At 59.1% G+C, this 16,835-nt stretch carries 17 protein-coding genes; 12 read left to right on the forward strand and 5 right to left on the reverse strand.

Features of this window, described 5'->3' with window-relative positions:
• Nucleotides 1–2: 2 nt before the first annotated feature.
• From gmk to KI231_RS28885, 5 genes are all read left to right on the forward strand, one after another.
• Nucleotides 3–623 carry a guanylate kinase gene (gene gmk, locus KI231_RS28865; RefSeq protein ID WP_103302602.1) on the forward strand — a complete coding sequence of 207 codons (621 nt, stop codon included), beginning with the start codon at nt 3–5 and terminating at the stop codon, nt 621–623.
• Between the two features lie 167 nt (nt 624–790).
• Complete coding sequence (rpoZ, locus tag KI231_RS28870) at nt 791–1,054, forward strand: DNA-directed RNA polymerase subunit omega (protein ID WP_007894670.1); 264 nt, start codon at nt 791–793, stop codon at nt 1,052–1,054.
• Between the two features lie 57 nt (nt 1,055–1,111).
• Entirely contained in the window at nt 1,112–3,217 is a 2,106-nt protein-coding gene (gene spoT, locus KI231_RS28875) for a bifunctional GTP diphosphokinase/guanosine-3',5'-bis pyrophosphate 3'-pyrophosphohydrolase (protein ID WP_064589822.1), read from the forward strand.
• Between the two features lie 24 nt (nt 3,218–3,241).
• Nucleotides 3,242–3,622: a deaminase RidA gene (gene ridA, locus KI231_RS28880; protein ID WP_003229509.1), complete on the forward strand. Its 381-nt coding sequence runs from the start codon at nt 3,242–3,244 to the stop codon at nt 3,620–3,622.
• Nucleotides 3,623–3,691: 69 nt separating this feature from the next.
• Complete coding sequence (locus KI231_RS28885) at nt 3,692–4,432, forward strand: putative periplasmic lipoprotein (protein ID WP_103302603.1); 741 nt, start codon at nt 3,692–3,694, stop codon at nt 4,430–4,432.
• Nucleotides 4,433–4,568: 136 nt separating this feature from the next.
• Here the strand turns inward: KI231_RS28885 and KI231_RS28890 are convergent, their stop codons facing one another.
• Nucleotides 4,569–5,426: an SDR family oxidoreductase gene (locus tag KI231_RS28890; RefSeq protein ID WP_213026968.1), complete on the reverse strand. Its 858-nt coding sequence runs from the start codon at nt 5,424–5,426 to the stop codon at nt 4,569–4,571.
• Nucleotides 5,427–5,614: 188 nt separating this feature from the next.
• Between KI231_RS28890 and exbB the strand changes: the two genes are divergently transcribed.
• The 6 genes from exbB to KI231_RS28920 all read left to right on the forward strand — a co-directional run bounded on the left by exbB (nt 5,615) and on the right by KI231_RS28920 (nt 12,525).
• Nucleotides 5,615–6,574: a tonB-system energizer ExbB gene (gene exbB / locus KI231_RS28895; protein ID WP_213026969.1), complete on the forward strand. Its 960-nt coding sequence runs from the start codon at nt 5,615–5,617 to the stop codon at nt 6,572–6,574.
• 6 nt (nt 6,575–6,580) lie between these two features.
• Nucleotides 6,581–7,009 carry a TonB system transport protein ExbD gene (gene exbD / locus KI231_RS28900; RefSeq protein ID WP_103302606.1) on the forward strand — a complete coding sequence of 143 codons (429 nt, stop codon included), beginning with the start codon at nt 6,581–6,583 and terminating at the stop codon, nt 7,007–7,009.
• Entirely contained in the window at nt 7,006–7,752 is a 747-nt protein-coding gene (locus KI231_RS28905) for a TonB family protein (protein WP_038359287.1), read from the forward strand. The genes exbD and KI231_RS28905 overlap by 4 nt, the downstream gene beginning before the upstream one ends.
• Nucleotides 7,753–8,030: 278 nt before the next feature.
• The gene (locus tag KI231_RS28910; RefSeq protein WP_103302608.1) at nt 8,031–8,960 is read left to right on the forward strand and encodes a hydrogen peroxide-inducible genes activator; all 930 of its coding nucleotides are present in this window, start codon (nt 8,031–8,033) and stop codon (nt 8,958–8,960) included.
• Nucleotides 8,961–8,969: 9 nt separating this feature from the next.
• The gene (recG, locus tag KI231_RS28915; protein ID WP_213026970.1) at nt 8,970–11,045 is read left to right on the forward strand and encodes an ATP-dependent DNA helicase RecG; all 2,076 of its coding nucleotides are present in this window, start codon (nt 8,970–8,972) and stop codon (nt 11,043–11,045) included.
• Between the two features lie 79 nt (nt 11,046–11,124).
• The gene (locus KI231_RS28920; protein WP_213026971.1) at nt 11,125–12,525 is read left to right on the forward strand and encodes an aminoacyl-tRNA deacylase and HDOD domain-containing protein; all 1,401 of its coding nucleotides are present in this window, start codon (nt 11,125–11,127) and stop codon (nt 12,523–12,525) included.
• 64 nt (nt 12,526–12,589) lie between these two features.
• Here the strand turns inward: KI231_RS28920 and KI231_RS28925 are convergent, their stop codons facing one another.
• Together KI231_RS28925 and KI231_RS28930 are read right to left on the reverse strand one after the other, a co-directional pair.
• Entirely contained in the window at nt 12,590–13,951 is a 1,362-nt protein-coding gene (locus tag KI231_RS28925) for a hypothetical protein (RefSeq protein WP_213026972.1), read from the reverse strand.
• A gap of 172 nt (nt 13,952–14,123) precedes the next feature.
• Nucleotides 14,124–14,507, reverse strand: coding sequence for an SCP2 sterol-binding domain-containing protein (locus tag KI231_RS28930; protein WP_213026973.1), 384 nt, complete (start codon nt 14,505–14,507; stop codon nt 14,124–14,126).
• 418 nt (nt 14,508–14,925) lie between these two features.
• On the opposite strand from KI231_RS28930, the gene KI231_RS28935 reads away from it, so the two are divergent.
• Entirely contained in the window at nt 14,926–15,288 is a 363-nt protein-coding gene (locus KI231_RS28935) for a DUF6124 family protein (RefSeq protein ID WP_213026974.1), read from the forward strand.
• A 57-nt stretch (nt 15,289–15,345) separates the two neighbouring features.
• Here the strand turns inward: KI231_RS28935 and KI231_RS28940 are convergent, their stop codons facing one another.
• Both KI231_RS28940 and KI231_RS28945 read right to left on the reverse strand, forming a co-directional pair.
• Nucleotides 15,346–15,750, reverse strand: coding sequence for a hypothetical protein (locus tag KI231_RS28940; RefSeq protein WP_213028850.1), 405 nt, complete (start codon nt 15,748–15,750; stop codon nt 15,346–15,348).
• Nucleotides 15,751–15,830: 80 nt separating this feature from the next.
• Nucleotides 15,831–16,829 (reverse strand): hypothetical protein, encoded by a 999-nt coding sequence (locus KI231_RS28945; RefSeq protein ID WP_213026975.1) that lies wholly within the window; start codon nt 16,827–16,829, stop codon nt 15,831–15,833.
• Nucleotides 16,830–16,835 lie beyond the last annotated feature (6 nt).

Genomic DNA, 16,835 nt, shown 5'->3' on the forward strand with positions numbered 1-16,835 from the left:
ACATGACCCACAGCACCGGCACCCTGTACATCATTTCCGCGCCATCGGGCGCGGGCAAAAGCAGCCTGGTCAAGGCCTTGACCGATGCCAATCCGGAGATTCGCGTATCGATCTCCCACACCACCCGCGCCATGCGTCCGGGTGAAGTGGACGGCGTTAACTATCACTTCGTGACCCGCGAAGAGTTCGTGAAGATGGGCGAGCACGGCGACTTCCTCGAACGCGCCGAAGTCTTCGGCAACTTCTACGGCACCTCGCAAAGCCGCCTGCAACAAACCCTGGACGAAGGTCACGACCTGATTCTGGAAATCGACTGGCAAGGCGCCGAGCAAGTGCGCAAGCTGATGCCGCAGGCACGTTCGATCTTCATCCTGCCGCCGTCGCTGCAAGCATTGCATCAGCGCCTGACCAACCGCGGCCAGGACAGCGACGAGATCATTGCCGGGCGGATGCGCGAAGCCGTCAGTGAAATGAGCCACTATGTCGAGTACGACTACCTGATCATCAACGATGATTTCGGCCACGCGCTGGACGATCTGAAGGCGATTTTCCGTGCCAATCAGCTGCAGCAGAAACGCCAACAGGTGCGTTTCGGCAAATTACTGGCCGAATTGCTCGGCTAATCAGCACTTCCCAAAACCGCTGCAAGGGCTTTACATTGGCACTTGCGGCGCGTTGAAGGGCTTGGTTAAAAAATCAGCGCTTCCCTAATCGCTGGTGATTTTTTAAACTGTTGAGTCCGCTCGCCCAACCGGGCAGCGCGCATATTGCATTCGCTCCGAGGAATACCATGGCCCGCGTAACCGTTGAAGACTGCCTGAACCACGTGGAAAACCGTTTTGAGCTGGTCATGCTCTCTACCAAACGTGCCCGTCAACTGGCCACCGGCGGCAAAGAGCCACTGGTTCAGTGGGAAAACGACAAGCCTACCGTTGTAGCGCTGCGTGAAATCGCTGAAGGCCTGATGAGCTACGAGTTCATCGCCAACGCTGAAATCGTCGAAGACGAACCGCTGTTCGCAGCGTTCGAGGACGAGTCCAACGAGGCCGTCTAAGCCTATGCCTGGTCGACGTAGCACGGCGCGGGATCACAGCCTACGGCAGGAATCATCATGCCGAGCATAGACGCCCTCGCCGATCGCTTATCGACCTACCTCGGCAATGACCAGGTCAACCTGGTCCGCCGAGCGTATTTCTACGCCGAACAAGCCCACGACGGCCAGCGCCGCCGCAGCGGCGAGGCGTACGTCACGCATCCTCTTGCCGTGGCCAATATTCTTGCCGACATGCACATGGACCATCAGAGCCTGATGGCCGCGATGCTGCATGACGTGATCGAAGACACCGGTATCGCCAAAGAAGCGCTGCAAGCGCAGTTCGGTGAAACCGTGGCCGAACTGGTCGACGGGGTCAGCAAACTGACCCAGATGAATTTCGAGACCAAGGCCGAAGCACAAGCCGAAAACTTCCAGAAAATGGCCATGGCCATGGCGCGCGACATTCGCGTGATCCTGGTCAAGCTTGCCGACCGCCTGCACAACATGCGCACGCTGGAAGTGCTGTCCGGCGAAAAACGCCGGCGCATCGCCAAGGAAACCCTCGAAATCTACGCGCCCATCGCCAACCGGCTGGGCATGCACGCGATCCGCATCGAATTCGAAGACCTCGGTTTCAAGGCCATGCACCCGATGCGTTCCGCGCGGATCTACCAGGCCGTCAAGCGCGCCCGGGGCAACCGCAAGGAAATCGTCAACAAGATCGAAGAGTCCCTCGGCCATTGCCTCGCCATCGACGGCATCCAGGGTGAAGTCAGCGGTCGCCAGAAACACCTCTACGGCATCTACAAGAAAATGCGCGGCAAGCGTCGGGCCTTCAACGAGATCATGGACGTCTACGCGTTCCGGATCATCGTCGACAAGGTCGATACCTGCTACCGCGTGCTAGGCGCTGTGCATAATTTGTACAAACCGTTGCCGGGGCGCTTCAAGGACTACATCGCGATTCCCAAGGCCAACGGCTATCAGTCGCTGCACACCACGCTGTTCGGCATGCACGGCGTACCGATCGAGATCCAGATCCGCACCCGCGAAATGGAAGAGATGGCCAACAACGGCATTGCCGCTCATTGGCTGTACAAATCCAGCGGTGACGAGCAGCCGAAAGGCACTCACGCCCGCGCCCGCCAGTGGGTCAAAGGCGTGCTGGAAATGCAGCAACGTGCCGGCAACTCGCTGGAATTCATCGAGAGCGTGAAGATCGACCTGTTCCCGGACGAGGTCTACGTGTTCACGCCCAAAGGCCGGATCATGGAGCTGCCAAAAGGCTCCACGGCGGTCGACTTCGCCTACGCGGTGCACACCGACGTCGGCAACAGCTGCATCGCCTGCCGGATCAACCGCCGCCTCGCACCGCTGTCCGAACCGCTGCAAAGCGGCTCCACAGTCGAGATCGTCAGCGCCCCCGGTGCACGACCGAACCCGGCCTGGCTCAACTTCGTCGTCACCGGCAAGGCGCGAACGCACATTCGCCATGCGCTGAAACTGCAACGCCGCTCGGAATCCATCAGCCTCGGCGAACGCCTGCTGAACAAGGTCCTCAACGGTTTCGACAGCGCGCTGGAGAAGATCCCGGCCGAACGCGTCAAAGCGATGCTCACCGAGTACCGCCTCGAACTGATTGAAGACCTGCTCGAAGACATTGGTCTGGGCAATCGCATGGCCTACGTGGTCGCCCGCCGCTTGCTCGGTGAAGGCGAACAACTGCCGAGTCCGGAAGGCCCGCTGGCGATTCGCGGCACCGAAGGTCTGGTTCTCAGCTACGCCAAATGTTGTACGCCGATCCCGGGCGACCCGATTGTCGGGCATCTGTCGGCGGGCAAAGGCATGGTCGTGCACCTCGACAACTGCCGCAACATCAGCGAAATCCGCCACAACCCGGAAAAATGCATCCAGCTCTCGTGGGCCAAGGATGTCACCGGCGAATTCAACGTCGAACTGCGCGTCGAGCTGGAACACCAGCGCGGCCTGATCGCTCTGCTGGCCAGCAGCGTCAACGCGGCCGACGGCAATATCGAGAAAATCAGCATGGACGAACGCGATGGTCGCATCAGCGTTGTCCAGTTGGTGGTCAGCGTCCACGACCGTGTGCACCTGGCCCGCGTGATCAAGAAACTGCGCGCCCTGACCGGGGTAATCCGCATTACCCGCATGCGTGCATAACTCACACCTAACAAGGAGTCATACATGACCAAGACTGTTATCACCAGCGACAAGGCCCCGGCCGCCATCGGTACTTACTCCCAGGCGATCAAGGCTGGTAACACCGTCTACATGTCGGGCCAGATTCCTCTGGACCCAAAAACCATGGAACTGGTTGAAGGCTTCGAAGCCCAGACCGTCCAGGTGTTCGAGAACCTCAAAGCCGTGGCCGAAGCTGCCGGTGGTTCGTTCAAGGACATCGTCAAACTGAACATCTTCCTCACCGACCTGAGCCACTTCGCCAAGGTCAACGAGATCATGGGCAAGTACTTCGACCAGCCATACCCGGCCCGCGCCGCCATCGGCGTAGCTGCCTTGCCAAAGGGTTCGCAGGTTGAAATGGATGCCATTCTGGTCATCGAGTGATGCGCACGGCGCGGCCTTCAAACGCCGCGCCGACTGCTCAGCAAGACAAGGTTTTGAAAGGATTCCACCATGCGCAAAGCGCTAGCTCTCCCGCTGCTCGCCATTTTCCTCGGCGGCTGCGCCAGCAACCCTGCCGACCGTGACATCAGCGGCACCTGGATCAACCAGGTGGCGATCGATGCTGCCACCAAGGGCGGCTCCCTGCGCGAAGCGCTTCAGGCCTACGGCCCGAATCTGGAATGGGATATCAACACCAAGGCCAGCCAGGCCCGCTACACCAACGGTTTCGAGAACGTCGAAGGACGGCTGCTGGGTGAGAAATCCGGCGCCTGGAAAGTCGACTTCTATGGCAGCTCCGCCAGCGAGCTGAAACGTGATGGCGGGCAACTGCAGCAAGCCGCCAGCGACAACGAACCGGAACAGGTCTTCGACCGCGCCCAGATCCCGGTGCCGGAAGGCGCACCGATCGGCGCCAGTTTCGAACGCGCGCTGTATTCCGCTTACATGGGCGGCAGCTGGAAAATCGCCAGCGGCCAGGGTGAAGGCAACACCGTGCAGTTCCAGGCCGATGGCCAGGTCTCCGGTTTGCCGGGTGCCGATCGCTATGCCCTGTGCCTGGCGGGTGACTGCGCATCGATGAGCAGCACCAATGACAATATGTGGCTGCAGCTCAATGGTCAGGGCAACGCCTACATCTTTGCGCGCAAGGGCAAGGAACTGGAGATCTTCCAGGCGGTAAACACTGCATTGGCTGATGAAATGCCGCAGTACACGCCGGGCGAACGCAAGTGGTTGCTCGAAAAGCAGTAAGCACACGCTTAGAACAACATAACCCTGTGGGAGCGGGCTTGCCCACGATGAGGCCATCAGACTCAACACTTGTGTTGACTGCCATGCCGCCATCGCGGGCAAGCCCGCTCCCACACTGGTTTGTGGTGTGCGGGAGTCAGCACTTACCTTCAAGAATTGCGGCATAACCTTCGCGGTAGCTTGGGTAAGTCGGCGTCCAGCCCAACGCTTTCGCCCGGGCGTTGCTGCAACGCTTGCTGCCGGTGCGCCGAACGCTGGCATCTTCCGCCCATTCGGTAACGCCCAGATACTCGCGCAGCCAGCCCACCACTTCGGCCAACGGCGCCGGTGCATCGTCGACGCCGATGTAGAAATCCTCCAGCTTCACGCCCTGCCGAGCCTTCTCCAACAGGAATGCCAGCAAACCGGCCGCATCGTCAGCATGAATCCGATTGCCATACAGCGGCGGCTCCACCGCCACGCGATAACCGCGACGCACTTGAGTCAACAACCATTCGCGGCCCGGGCCATAGATGCCAGTCAGACGCAGAATGCTCGCCGGTATGCCGCTATTGAGCGCCACCTGCTCAGCCTCCAGCATCAAGCGCCCGGAATAACCGGCGGCGACGGTCTCTGAGTGCTCATCCACCCACTCCCCATCCTGCTGTCCATAAACGCTGCTGCTGGACACAAAAATCAGCCGCTCCGGCACCTGACCATAGTCGTCGAGCCAGCTCAGGACATTCTGCAAACCCTGCACGTAAGCCGCGCGATAACCAGCCTCGTCGTGATCGGTGGCTGCCGCGCAATACACCAGATAGTCCACGGCACCCACCGGCCAGGTCGCCGGACAGTCTTCGTTGAACAGGTCGCCGGCGACGCCGATCACACCGTCGGGCAGCTTCGAAACATCCCGGCGCAAGCCATGAACTTCCCAGCCAGCCGCCAGCAATTGCTTGGCCAGACGACTGCCAACATCACCACAACCGGCAATCAAAACAGAAGGCGCGGACATCAAAAAACTCCTATCGGAAAGATACAGACTAGCGCTGGCAAAGGACGGGCGGCTAGCAATGAAGGAAAAAAAGATACTCTATTACTTTTGTTAACAAGAATTACTTGCAATAATGCACGCCACTTTTGTTCTCGGCCTTACGAGGCCTGGAAGAGCATCAACGTTTTTCTATCTCAGGTCCGGCCAGCATGACACGCAATCAAATTCCCGCTTCGCCAACCAATCGACCTCGCGCCTGGAGCGCAATGGCGGCTTTGCTGCTCAGCCTGATGCTGGCACCAACCGCTGCTTTCGCCGACGCCCAGGCACCAGCCGCCCCGGCCGCGACCGAACAGCATGCACCTGCTACTGACGCGCCAGCCGCTGCTCCGACCGCCACCGATCCGATGCAAGCAGTAGACGCTGCCGACGTTCCTGAAGTGCTCGAAGCCGACAACACGCTGGGCATGGCCCACGACCTGTCGCCATGGGGCATGTACCAGAACGCCGACATCATCGTGAAAATCGTGATGATCGGTCTGGCCATCGCGTCGATCATCACCTGGACCATCTGGATCGCCAAAGGCTTCGAGCTGATGGGCGCCAAGCGTCGTCTGCGTAGTGAAATCGCCGCTCTGAAGAAAGCCACCACCCTTAAAGAAGCCAGCGCCACGGCGGGCAAGGAAGGCACCCTCGCCAACCTGCTGGTGCACGACGCGCTCGAAGAAATGCGCCTGTCGGTCAACAGCCGCGAGAAAGAAGGCATCAAGGAACGCGTCAGCTTCCGTCTTGAGCGTCTGGTTGCAGCCTGCGGTCGCAACATGAGCAGCGGCACTGGCGTTCTCGCCACCATCGGTTCCACCGCACCGTTCGTGGGTCTGTTCGGTACCGTGTGGGGCATCATGAATTCCTTCATCGGCATCGCCAAAACCCAGACCACCAACCTCGCCGTCGTAGCGCCCGGTATCGCTGAAGCGCTGTTGGCTACTGCATTGGGTCTGGTTGCGGCCATTCCTGCGGTGGTGATCTACAACGTCTTCGCCCGCTCCATCGCCGGTTACAAGGCGCAGGTGTCCGATGCCTCGGCAGAAGTTCTGCTGCTGGTCAGCCGCGACCTCGACCACCAGCCTGAGCGCAGCTCGCAGCCGCACATGGTCAAAGTGGGGTAATCGGCCATGGGCCTGCATTTGAAAGAAGGCGCAGACGACGATCTGGCCGAGAACCACGAAATCAACGTCACGCCGTTCATCGACGTGATGCTGGTGTTGTTGATCATCTTCATGGTGGCCGCTCCATTGGCCACCGTCGATATCAAAGTCGACCTGCCTGCCTCGACCGCCAAACCGGCGCCGCGGCCAGAGAAACCGGTATTCCTCAGCGTCAAGGCTGACCAGCGCCTGTTCCTCGGTGAAGACGAAGTGAAGCCCGAAACACTGGGCGCCACCCTCGACGCCCGTACCAAAGGCAAGAAAGACACGACGATCTTCTTCCAGGCCGACAAAGGCGTGGATTACGGCGATCTGATGAGCGTGATGGATAACCTGCGCTCCGCCGGTTACCTGAAGGTTGGTCTGGTCGGACTCGAGAGCGCGGTCAAGAAATGATCACGACGCGCCATAAGCTGACGCGTTACAGCGGTAGCCTGGCCGTGGTGCTGGGCGTTCATGCGCTGGCCATCGCGCTGGCGCTGAACTGGACCGCCCGCCCGCCCATCGAATTGCCGCCGCAGGCAATGATGGTCGAGCTGGCCCCGGTTCCGGCCCCGCCACCGCCTGCACCGCCGAAAGTCGTCACACCGCCGCAGCCACCGGCTCCGGTCGAAGAGTTGCCGATTCCGAAACTGGCCGAAGCGCCAAAAGCCGAAATCGCGGTGCAGAAGCCTAAACCGAAGCCAAAGCCTAAACCGCCGAAGCCGGTCGAGAAGAAGCTCCCCGATCCGCCGAAAGAAAAACCTTCCGAGGAAAAACCGGCCGACACGCAACCGACTCAGGCACCGACGGAGAAATCCGCCCAGCCTGCACCAGGCCCGTCGCCTGCACAAATGGCCGCCAAGGCCAGTTGGCAAGGCACCCTGCTCGCGCATCTGGCCAAGTACAAAAAGTACCCGGCCAGCGCTCAGGCACGGGGTAAGGAAGGCTTGAACCGTCTGCGTTTTGTGGTCGATGCCGAAGGTAATGTGTTGTCGTTCGAACTGGTGGGCCGCTCCGGCAACGCCGATCTGGACCGGGCCACCCTGGAAATGATCCGCCGCGCACAACCGCTGCCCAAGCCACCGGCCGACATGCTGAACAATGGCTCGATCGAAATTGTTGCGCCGTTTGTTTATTCCCTCGAACGCCGCCGCTAAGCAACACTGCAATACCTGTGGGAGCTGGCTTGCCAGCGATAGCGGTGGATCAGTTGATAAATCCTTGGCTGACACACTGCAATCGCTGGCAAGCCAGCTCCCACAGGACTCTCTGCAAACCCAGAGAACCAAATCAAAAAGGCACCGAAAGGTGCCTTTTGCTTATCTGCCCGCGGCAATCACACATTGCCCGGTGTCGCACGCCTCCCTCAGTCTGATAACGTGCGTCTATCGATTGCAGCCGGTATGCTTGGCCCGCATCTTCATGGACGCTTGCTATGACTCTCACAGAATTGCGCTACATCGTTACCCTCGCCCAAGAGCAGCACTTCGGTCACGCGGCCGAGAAGTGCCACGTCAGCCAACCGACCCTCTCCGTGGGCGTGAAAAAGCTTGAAGACGAACTCGGTGTGCTGATCTTCGAGCGCAGCAAAAGCGCCGTGCGCCTGACCCCGGTCGGCGAAGGCATTGTTGCCCAGGCGCAGAAAGTGCTGGAGCAGGCCCAAGGCATTCGTGAACTGGCCCAGGCCGGCAAGAACCAGTTGACCGCCCCGCTGAAAGTCGGCGCCATCTACACCGTCGGCCCATACCTGTTCCCGCACCTGATTCCGCAACTGCACCGGGTCGCCCCGCAGATGCCGTTGTACATCGAAGAAAACTTCACCCACGTGCTGCGCGACAAACTGCGCAACGGCGAGCTCGACGCGATCATCATCGCGCTGCCGTTCAACGAAGCCGACGTGCTGACCCTGCCGCTCTACGACGAACCGTTCTACGTCCTGATGCCGGCCCAGCACCCGTGGACGCAAAAAGAAACCATCGACGCCGGCCTGCTCAACGACAAGAGTCTGCTGCTGCTCGGCGAAGGCCACTGTTTCCGCGATCAAGTGCTGGAAGCCTGCCCGACCCTGACCAAGGGCAACGACGGCGCCAAACACACCACGGTCGAATCCAGCTCGCTGGAAACCATTCGGCACATGGTCGCTTCCGGCCTGGGCATCTCGATCCTGCCGTTGTCGGCGGTGGACAGCCATCACTACGCCCCGGGCGTGATTGAAGTGCGGCCGCTGTCGCCGCCGGTGCCGTTCCGCACCGTGGCCATCGCCTGGCGCGCGAGCTTCCCGCGGCCGAAAGCCATCGAGATCCTCGCCGATTCCGTTCGCCTGTGCTCGGTGGCCAAGCCAGCGGCACCGGTTACGGCCGGTTAAGCAAGCGTCATGACTGAGTTGTCGCAAGTGTCGGTGACGGCACTCAAGGGTGTCGGCGAAGCCATGGCCGAGAAATTGGCCAAGGTCGGCCTGGAGAATCTCCAGGACGTGCTGTTCCACCTGCCGCTGCGCTATCAGGATCGCACCCGCGTGGTGCCGATCGGCGCATTGCGGCCAGGGCAGGACGCCGTGGTCGAAGGCACCGTCAGCGGCGCCGACGTGGTCATGGGCCGCCGCCGCAGCCTCGTCGTGCGTTTGCAGGATGGCACCGGCGGCCTCAGCCTGCGCTTCTACCACTTCAGCAACGCGCAAAAAGAAGGCCTCAAGCGCGGCACGCGGATTCGCTGCTACGGCGAAGCCCGTCCCGGCGCGTCAGGACTGGAAATCTACCACCCGGAATATCGCGCCATCACTGGCGACGAACCGCCGCCGGTGGATGAAACCCTGACCCCGGTTTACCCGCTCACCGAAGGCCTGACACAGGCGCGTCTGCGCCAGCTGTGCATGCAAACGCTGACGTTGCTCAAGCCTGACACCCTGCCCGACTGGTTGCCGACCGAACTGGCCCGCGACTATCAACTGGCGCCGCTGGCCGATGCGATCCGCTACCTGCACAACCCGCCCGCCGATGCCGATGTCGACGAACTCGCCCTCGGTCATCACTGGGCGCAACATCGCCTCGCCTTCGAAGAGCTGCTGACCCACCAACTGTCGCAGCAGCGCCTGCGCGAGAGCATGCGTTCACTGCGCGCGCCGGCCATGCCGAAAGCGAAAAAGCTGCCACCGAAATATCTGGCCAACCTCGGCTTCAATCCGACCGGTGCGCAACAGCGTGTCGGCAACGAAATCGCCTACGACCTCAGTCAGCACGAACCGATGCTGCGGCTGATTCAGGGCGACGTTGGCGCGGGCAAAACCGTGGTCGCCGCCCTCGCCGCGCTGCAAGCGCTGGAGGCCGGCTATCAAGTCGCGCTGATGGCACCGACCGAGATTCTCGCCGAACAACACTTCATCACCTTCAAGCGCTGGCTCGAACCGCTGGGCATAGATGTCGCGTGGCTGGCCGGCAAGCTCAAGGGCAAGAACCGCGTCGCCGCGCTGGAGCAGATCGCCAGCGGCACGCCGATGGTGGTCGGCACTCACGCGCTGTTCCAGGACGAAGTACAGTTCAAAAATCTCGCACTGGTGATCATCGACGAACAACACCGCTTCGGCGTCCAGCAACGCCTGGCGCTGCGGCAGAAAGGTGTCGGCGGGCGCATGTGCCCGCATCAACTGATCATGACCGCCACGCCGATTCCACGCACGCTGGCGATGAGCGCCTACGCCGACCTCGACACTTCGATCCTCGATGAACTGCCGCCCGGTCGAACCCCGGTCAACACTGTGCTGGTCACCGACACCCGCCGCGTCGAAGTCATCGAACGCGTGCGCAGTGCCTGCGCCGAGGGCCGTCAGGCCTATTGGGTGTGCACGCTGATCGAAGAGTCGGAAGAGCTGACCTGTCAGGCTGCCGAAACCACGTTTGAAGACCTCACCCTCGCCCTCGGCGAGTTGAAAGTCGGGTTGATTCACGGGCGCATGAAGCCCGCCGAGAAAGCTGCGGTGATGGCCGAATTCAAGGCCGGCAACCTGCAACTGCTGGTCGCCACCACGGTGATCGAAGTCGGCGTCGATGTGCCCAACGCCAGCCTGATGATCATCGAAAACCCTGAACGCCTTGGCCTCGCGCAGTTGCACCAATTGCGCGGCCGCGTTGGCCGGGGCAGCGCGGTCAGCCATTGCGTGCTGCTCTACCATCCGCCGCTGTCGCAGATCGGTCGTCAGCGTCTGGGCATCATGCGCGAGACCAACGACGGTTTCGTCATCGCCGAAAAAGACCTCGAACTGCGCGGCCCCGGCGAAATGCTCGGCACCCGCCAGACCGGCCTGCTGCAATTCAAGGTCGCCGACCTGATGCGCGACGCCGACCTGCTGCCCGCCGTGCGCGATGCTGCGCAGGCCTTGCTGGAACGCTGGCCGACCCACGTCAGCCCATTGCTCGACCGTTGGCTGCGCCACGGGCAGCAATACGGCCAAGTGTGAGCACCGTCGCAGTTTCTGAAAGATCCTTCCGACAGAGCTGGTTATACTCCTGCCATTGTTTCAAAAACGGATACAGACCATGACCGAAGCTGCTCTCGCCCCCGAATCTCCGCACGCTCCGTCTGTCATTCGGCTGCTGCTCAACAAGCTGGGCGTTGCCTACGAAGAAGTGCTCGAGCACCACGGCCTCAATGCCTCGCGCAAAGTGCAAGCCGTGTTGCTGGACGACGCCGTTGGCGCCCTGATGGTGCTGTTTCCACAGAGCCAGTTGCTGGATCTCAATCGCCTCGCTGAACTGACGGGCCGTCGCCTGACCGCCGTCTCGACCGAGCGCCTGGAAAAGATGCTCGGCAAACACAGCCTGAGCCTGCTGCCGGGCCTGCCGGCGCTGACCAGTTCGCCGTGCCTCTATGAAGAAAGCCTGCTGCGCGAACCGAAGTTGCTGATCAACTCCGGCGAGCCGGGCCTGCTGCTGGAAATCGCCAGCGAAGACTTCAAGACCATGCTGACCAAGGCCAGCGCCGCCAACTTCGGCGAAGCCCTGAGCAGCATCCGCCCCAACCTCGACCGCCCGGACGATGACCGCGAGGAAATCACCCAGGCCGTGCAAGCGTTCACCGCGCGGCGTATCCAACAGCGTCTGGAAGCGACCATCGAGATTCCGCCACTGGCCGAAACCGCGCAGAAAATCATCAAGTTGCGCGTCGACCCCAACGCCACCATCGACGACATCACCGGCGTGGTCGAAACCGACCCGGCGCTGGCCGCGCAAGTGGTGAGCTGGGCGGCGTCGCCGTACTACGCCTCGCCGGGCAAGATTCGTTCGGTGGAAGACGCGATCGTTCGCGTACTCGGCTTCGATCTGGTGATCAACCTGGCGCTGGGCCTGGCCCTCGGCAAGACCCTGAGCCTGCCCAAAGACCACCCGCAACACACCACGCCGTACTGGCAGCAGTCGATCTACACCGCCGCCGTCATCGAAGGCCTGACCCGCGCCATGCCACGCGCCCAGCGTCCGGAGGCCGGCCTGACCTACCTCGCCGGTCTGCTGCACAACTTCGGTTACCTGCTGCTGGCCCACGTCTTTCCGCCACACTTCTCGCTGATCTGCCGCCACCTGGAGGTCAACCCGCACCTGTGCCACAGCTACATCGAGCAACACCTGCTCGGTATCAGCCGCGAACAGATCGGCTCGTGGCTGATGCGCTACTGGGACATGCCGGACGAACTGGCCACCGCCCTGCGCTTCCAGCACGACCCAAGCTACGACGGCGCCTACGCCGAGTATCCGAACCTCGTGTGTCTGGCCGTGCGCCTGCTGCGCAGCCGTGGCATCGGTTCCGGCCCGGATGAAGACATCCCCGACGCCCTGCTGGAGCGTGTGGGTCTGACCCGCGAGAAGGCCAACGACGTTGTCAGCAAAGTCCTCGAAGCCGAAGTCCTGCTGCGCGAACTGGCTTCGCAGTTCAGCCAGGCATAAACAACCCGCTCTCACGAGATCATTTTTATTCGTGAGAGCGGGCCATCAGAGCGTTGTTTATTGATCAGGCAATGAAGCGTGCTATCCATCCGCTTGTAGCAAAACTCAACCGGTCTTTCCAATACTCACCGCAGATGACGATTTTATTTTGCGCGGTGACGTGCAGATCTAAACTAATTTCCAGTTTCTCCTCCTGATCAAAAGATACCCACCCACTGCCGTTGAACGTCGAATCGAGCTCGCCGGTAAGGCGATAACGTGCACAGACGGCGTGCGTCTCATCAGTAGCAAACACCCCACCACTGGTGCCGGCGACAATCAACTTGCTTTCATCCACCTCGCCAAAGGCGCAGCTCGACCAATTTTGGCCAGTCTCAGGCACGACTTTGGTACATAACGGTTGGCCATTGTTGAACATAGGGTGAGGTGACCCATCCGCACTGAGTACGACAATCACGCCTTCACCACTCATGAAGCCGTCACCGCGCTGGCCTCCTATCAGAGCAATGATTCCGTCCTTTTTCCTCACGGCCATATCGTTGAAAATCGGCAGCCGATCAGAGGACATAATGGTTGTCCTGAACTTATCGTCCCGCATTCCATCCTTTGTGAAGCGCACGGCATACGTACCGAAGGTGCCTTCATCATGAAAGTCGCCATACACCACCAAGCTACCGTCTGGTTGAACAGCCACTCCACGGGCAGCATTATTTCCTGCCGGACCCAACTCAGCCAATTCAACATTGGCCGAACCGATTTTGTTGAAGGTGTCGTCAAAAGTACCATCAGGATTGAGTCGCATGACCAAGCCTTTGGTTTGCTGCGCAGCAGGATCAAAGCCAAATGAGACCAGCGCTATTTTGCCGCCTGACAACTCGATACCGGACGCTCCAGAATTGGCGGTGCTCTGAACAGCAGGCTTAATATTTCGAGATAAATTTTGGCGTGCGCGTGCAACCGTGGCCGCTCGACTTAGTGTTACGGGTATTGAACCGTCCGGGAACGTAACCACACCGTCTTCACCAAACTCATCATTGAGTCGACCGTCCGGCAGCAACTGGATGGCAACGAAACCACTTTCATAACTCGGCTGCCGCGACGTGTAATCGACCGTAATCAGCATCCCACCATTACTCAGCAAGCTTGCGCCCAATCTCCCTAATAGCAGTTTTTCCCCTGTCGAAATCCGCGCAAAACCTTGCTGGTTTTCGCCAAACCCGGTGCCAACATCAAGCTGCCCCTTCTCAGTAAGCCTTGCGACTACGAAGGCAGGGGACATACCTGACTCATTTGCCACGACGAGCAGCCGACCGTCAGGCAAAGGAAGAACAACTTGCGGAGTAATGCTGACAAACTCAGGAAACTCCCAATCGAGTTTGCCGTCATTGGCGAATGTTGTATCAAACTCGCCTGCTTGTACGGTCATGTTGATAAATCTCCAATCCGGATAAGTCCCTTTACTGCTGGACGCCCCTATGAAGCCTCAACATTCAAACAAAAACACCTGTCACTTCTGACAGGTGCTCGTGGTATTACGCGCCAATTGACTGACTTATCGAGCCGAATCAATTACTCACTGCTTTTTAAAAAATGTCGCTTCAAGCCTTAGGCTTGGCCTTCCTCGGCTTCAAATACTTCATCAACCCCTGAAACCACATCACCAGCGCCGGGTTGCCCTTGATCTGGATCGACTTGTCCTGAATCCCCTGCATAAACGCCAGTTGCTTGTTCTTCGCCTGCATCGTGGCAAAGCCATAAGCGGCATCTTTAAAGGCAATCGCAAACGCCGGCTCCGCCACCACGCCAGACTTGCTGGTGATGCGCTGATTCTTCACCAGGAAATGCCGCGCCACTTTCCCATCCAGCGTCTGTAGCTGGAACACCAGTTCCTTGTCACCCAACTGCTGCTGGAACGCAGGATTTGTCCGGCTGGCCTTACCCATCAGCAGACCCAGCATCCACAGAAGAAAACGAAATTTCATGCGCACAGCCTCAAAAGGAAAATGAACGGCCGGGGCAGTGTAGCGGCTTCAAGCGATAACGCCACTATTGGCTAACGTTGGAAGAGGATGCCGCTGTTTTCTAGCACGATGACTACCAAGTCACACTTCCCTACACGCGCCTACACACATTTCTGTAGGAGCTGTCGAAGGCTTCGATCTTCTGATCTTCTGATCTTCTGATCTTCTGATCTTCTGATCTTCTGATCTTCTGATCTTCTGATCTTCTGATCTTCTACCCCGCAAACCTATGGGAAATTTCCTGCAAGCAGCCGGGCTGTTCATGAACTAGGCGCATGGGTGGGCAATCGATAAGCTTTGTGTGTCGCCGCAAAATCGGCGACCGGATGTGCAAGTCCGTATTCGGGGAAAATCAATTAACTGCTCAGGATTTACACCCATGACTGATGACACATTCGACGCTGATTCAACCTCTCCCTACGAATCTCCTGACTCCAAGAAATTCCACGAAGCCGCCGAACGCGCCCTCGACCACCATTTCAAACCCGCCGCCGAACCCCGTCCCAAACGCCAGGGCGGCCTCTTCAGCCTCTCCCCCGGCACCGACGCCGAAGCCCTCATGGCCAACGCCTCCGAAGACCTGCTGTCCATCAGCGTCATAGCCTGCGACCTCGCCGACGACCTCCACGGCTCCCGCCGCTCGGTAGCACTGGCCTTGAGCAGAATGGCGGACGGGGTGCGATTGATGGTGGAAGGCATGCTCGACCACATTGAAGTGCGGAGTGTGAAGGCCAAGCCGTAACGGGATTTTCGGATGAAAAAAAGGGGACGTTAAGTCCCCTTTTTGATGAACCAAGGCTCACCACTGACAGGCTGTCTCAGGTGAAGCATCCATATTGAAATCGTGCCTGAACGAATACTTTTTTTCAGACTTGTAGTTCGTATACGTCATCGAATCAACACGACCACCCTGAGTGACCATCTGATACTCACCCGTCAGCGCACCATCAACCACTTCTACCCAAGTAGTCGTGTACTGATACGGACGTCCATATACCAATTCTTCTTGTTCAGTATTGCGATGAACGAGGCCGATAGCCTGCTTCGACTTGCTGTACTTGACGCCCGCACCGCTCCATTTTGCAGCAGAGTCGAAATAGGTTCTGAATTCAAAATTGATATTTTTGCCTTCCTGCGAACGAAAACAAAAAACTTCGGTGGTGACTTCACTGTGGGCCGTCAGCGGCAACACAAACAACAGCATCAAAAATAATCTCTTCACAAATCCGTCTTATCTCATTCTCTGAAAACGCCAACGCGGCCCCGCCAGCACATGCCGCCAATCTAAAGCGAATAATCCATTACTTCTTCCAACCGCCAGCACTGTCCACGGACAAACCGATATTCGAATACATAGTCGGTATCCGGTTTCTGCAGGATGGCGACGGCGCGATCTCCCTGCTCTTCCTTGACGGTCAATGTCAGGCCCTGGGCGTCTCGCTTGGCAAGATCCGGGATGATTGGAAACTTGAGCCCATCACCGCTGAGGCTGCGCTTTTCCATCTCAGGCTCAGGATCACCGGCCACAGTCGTAACCATTTTCAGCGGTTGCTGGACGAAAGCTTTTTGCACGTCAGCGCGCTCGGAGAAGGCTGCGAGGAACGCTGAAAACTCGGGTGAAGGACAAGCAACACTGGTCACGTCGCCGTTAGTTTTGGGCGACTTCTGGCGCAGGTCCTGTTGAAGCTTTGAATCAGCAATGATCTTTGCATCGAGGTCTGCCAGGCGCTTTTTGATACTCGCCGCATCCTTGTAGGCACACACAACATCGACGCCGTTTTCAAGGTCTCGGCCGTCTCGGCAATCCTGCAGTTCGGGGTCTGGTGGATCACCGCGAAAAAACCGCAACGACAACTGCTCGCCCTGCTTGATGAGTGGCAATTCCAGCGTCCAATAGGTGTAGCCTTCGAAACCAGCGTTTGACTCTTTTCGCCTCATGAGCACGTACAGGGACTTCCCCGCTTGCTCAGGGAATTTGCGTTCGAAAAAAAACACCGATGCGACTTCATCACCCACCAGCGGCGCCACAAACGAGAGCTCTGGCTTCGTAGCACTCATCGTCGTGAAAAAAACCTCACCACCGGGAACATAGGCACCTGTCGTCTGACCTTTGAGTGTGTTCTTCAAGAACAGCACGGTGATCTTCTGTTCGCCCACCGATGCCACCACCGGCGGATGCATTTGCTTGATGGTTTGCAAGTCATCCGCCGTTGCCGGTTGCGCGGTAAGACCGATGCTCGATGCGAGCAAGCACACACAACTGGAAAATCTGGTCACTTCCATTACTTC

Source organism: Pseudomonas sp. Seg1 (assembly GCF_018326005.1).
Classification (GTDB): Bacteria; Pseudomonadota; Gammaproteobacteria; order Pseudomonadales; family Pseudomonadaceae; genus Aquipseudomonas.

Excerpts from the sequence above, each read along its gene's own strand:
- KI231_RS28905 (WP_038359287.1), top strand. The coding sequence starts at position 7,006 with ATGATCACGACGCGCCATAAGCTGACGCGTTACAGCGGTAGCCTGGCC.
- KI231_RS28935 (WP_213026974.1), top strand. The coding sequence starts at position 14,926 with ATGACTGATGACACATTCGACGCTGATTCAACCTCTCCCTACGAATCT.
- recG (WP_213026970.1), top strand. The coding sequence starts at position 8,970 with ATGACTGAGTTGTCGCAAGTGTCGGTGACGGCACTCAAGGGTGTCGGC.
- exbD (WP_103302606.1), top strand. The coding sequence starts at position 6,581 with ATGGGCCTGCATTTGAAAGAAGGCGCAGACGACGATCTGGCCGAGAAC.
- KI231_RS28925 (WP_213026972.1), bottom strand. The coding sequence starts at position 13,951 with ATGACCGTACAAGCAGGCGAGTTTGATACAACATTCGCCAATGACGGC.
- gmk (WP_103302602.1), top strand. The coding sequence starts at position 3 with ATGACCCACAGCACCGGCACCCTGTACATCATTTCCGCGCCATCGGGC.
- KI231_RS28940 (WP_213028850.1), bottom strand. The coding sequence starts at position 15,750 with ATGCTGTTGTTTGTGTTGCCGCTGACGGCCCACAGTGAAGTCACCACC.
- KI231_RS28910 (WP_103302608.1), top strand. The coding sequence starts at position 8,031 with ATGACTCTCACAGAATTGCGCTACATCGTTACCCTCGCCCAAGAGCAG.
- spoT (WP_064589822.1), top strand. The coding sequence starts at position 1,112 with ATGCCGAGCATAGACGCCCTCGCCGATCGCTTATCGACCTACCTCGGC.
- KI231_RS28945 (WP_213026975.1), bottom strand. The coding sequence starts at position 16,829 with ATGGAAGTGACCAGATTTTCCAGTTGTGTGTGCTTGCTCGCATCGAGC.
- KI231_RS28890 (WP_213026968.1), bottom strand. The coding sequence starts at position 5,426 with ATGTCCGCGCCTTCTGTTTTGATTGCCGGTTGTGGTGATGTTGGCAGT.
- rpoZ (WP_007894670.1), top strand. The coding sequence starts at position 791 with ATGGCCCGCGTAACCGTTGAAGACTGCCTGAACCACGTGGAAAACCGT.
- exbB (WP_213026969.1), top strand. The coding sequence starts at position 5,615 with ATGACACGCAATCAAATTCCCGCTTCGCCAACCAATCGACCTCGCGCC.
- KI231_RS28930 (WP_213026973.1), bottom strand. The coding sequence starts at position 14,507 with ATGAAATTTCGTTTTCTTCTGTGGATGCTGGGTCTGCTGATGGGTAAG.
- KI231_RS28920 (WP_213026971.1), top strand. The coding sequence starts at position 11,125 with ATGACCGAAGCTGCTCTCGCCCCCGAATCTCCGCACGCTCCGTCTGTC.
- KI231_RS28885 (WP_103302603.1), top strand. The coding sequence starts at position 3,692 with ATGCGCAAAGCGCTAGCTCTCCCGCTGCTCGCCATTTTCCTCGGCGGC.
- ridA (WP_003229509.1), top strand. The coding sequence starts at position 3,242 with ATGACCAAGACTGTTATCACCAGCGACAAGGCCCCGGCCGCCATCGGT.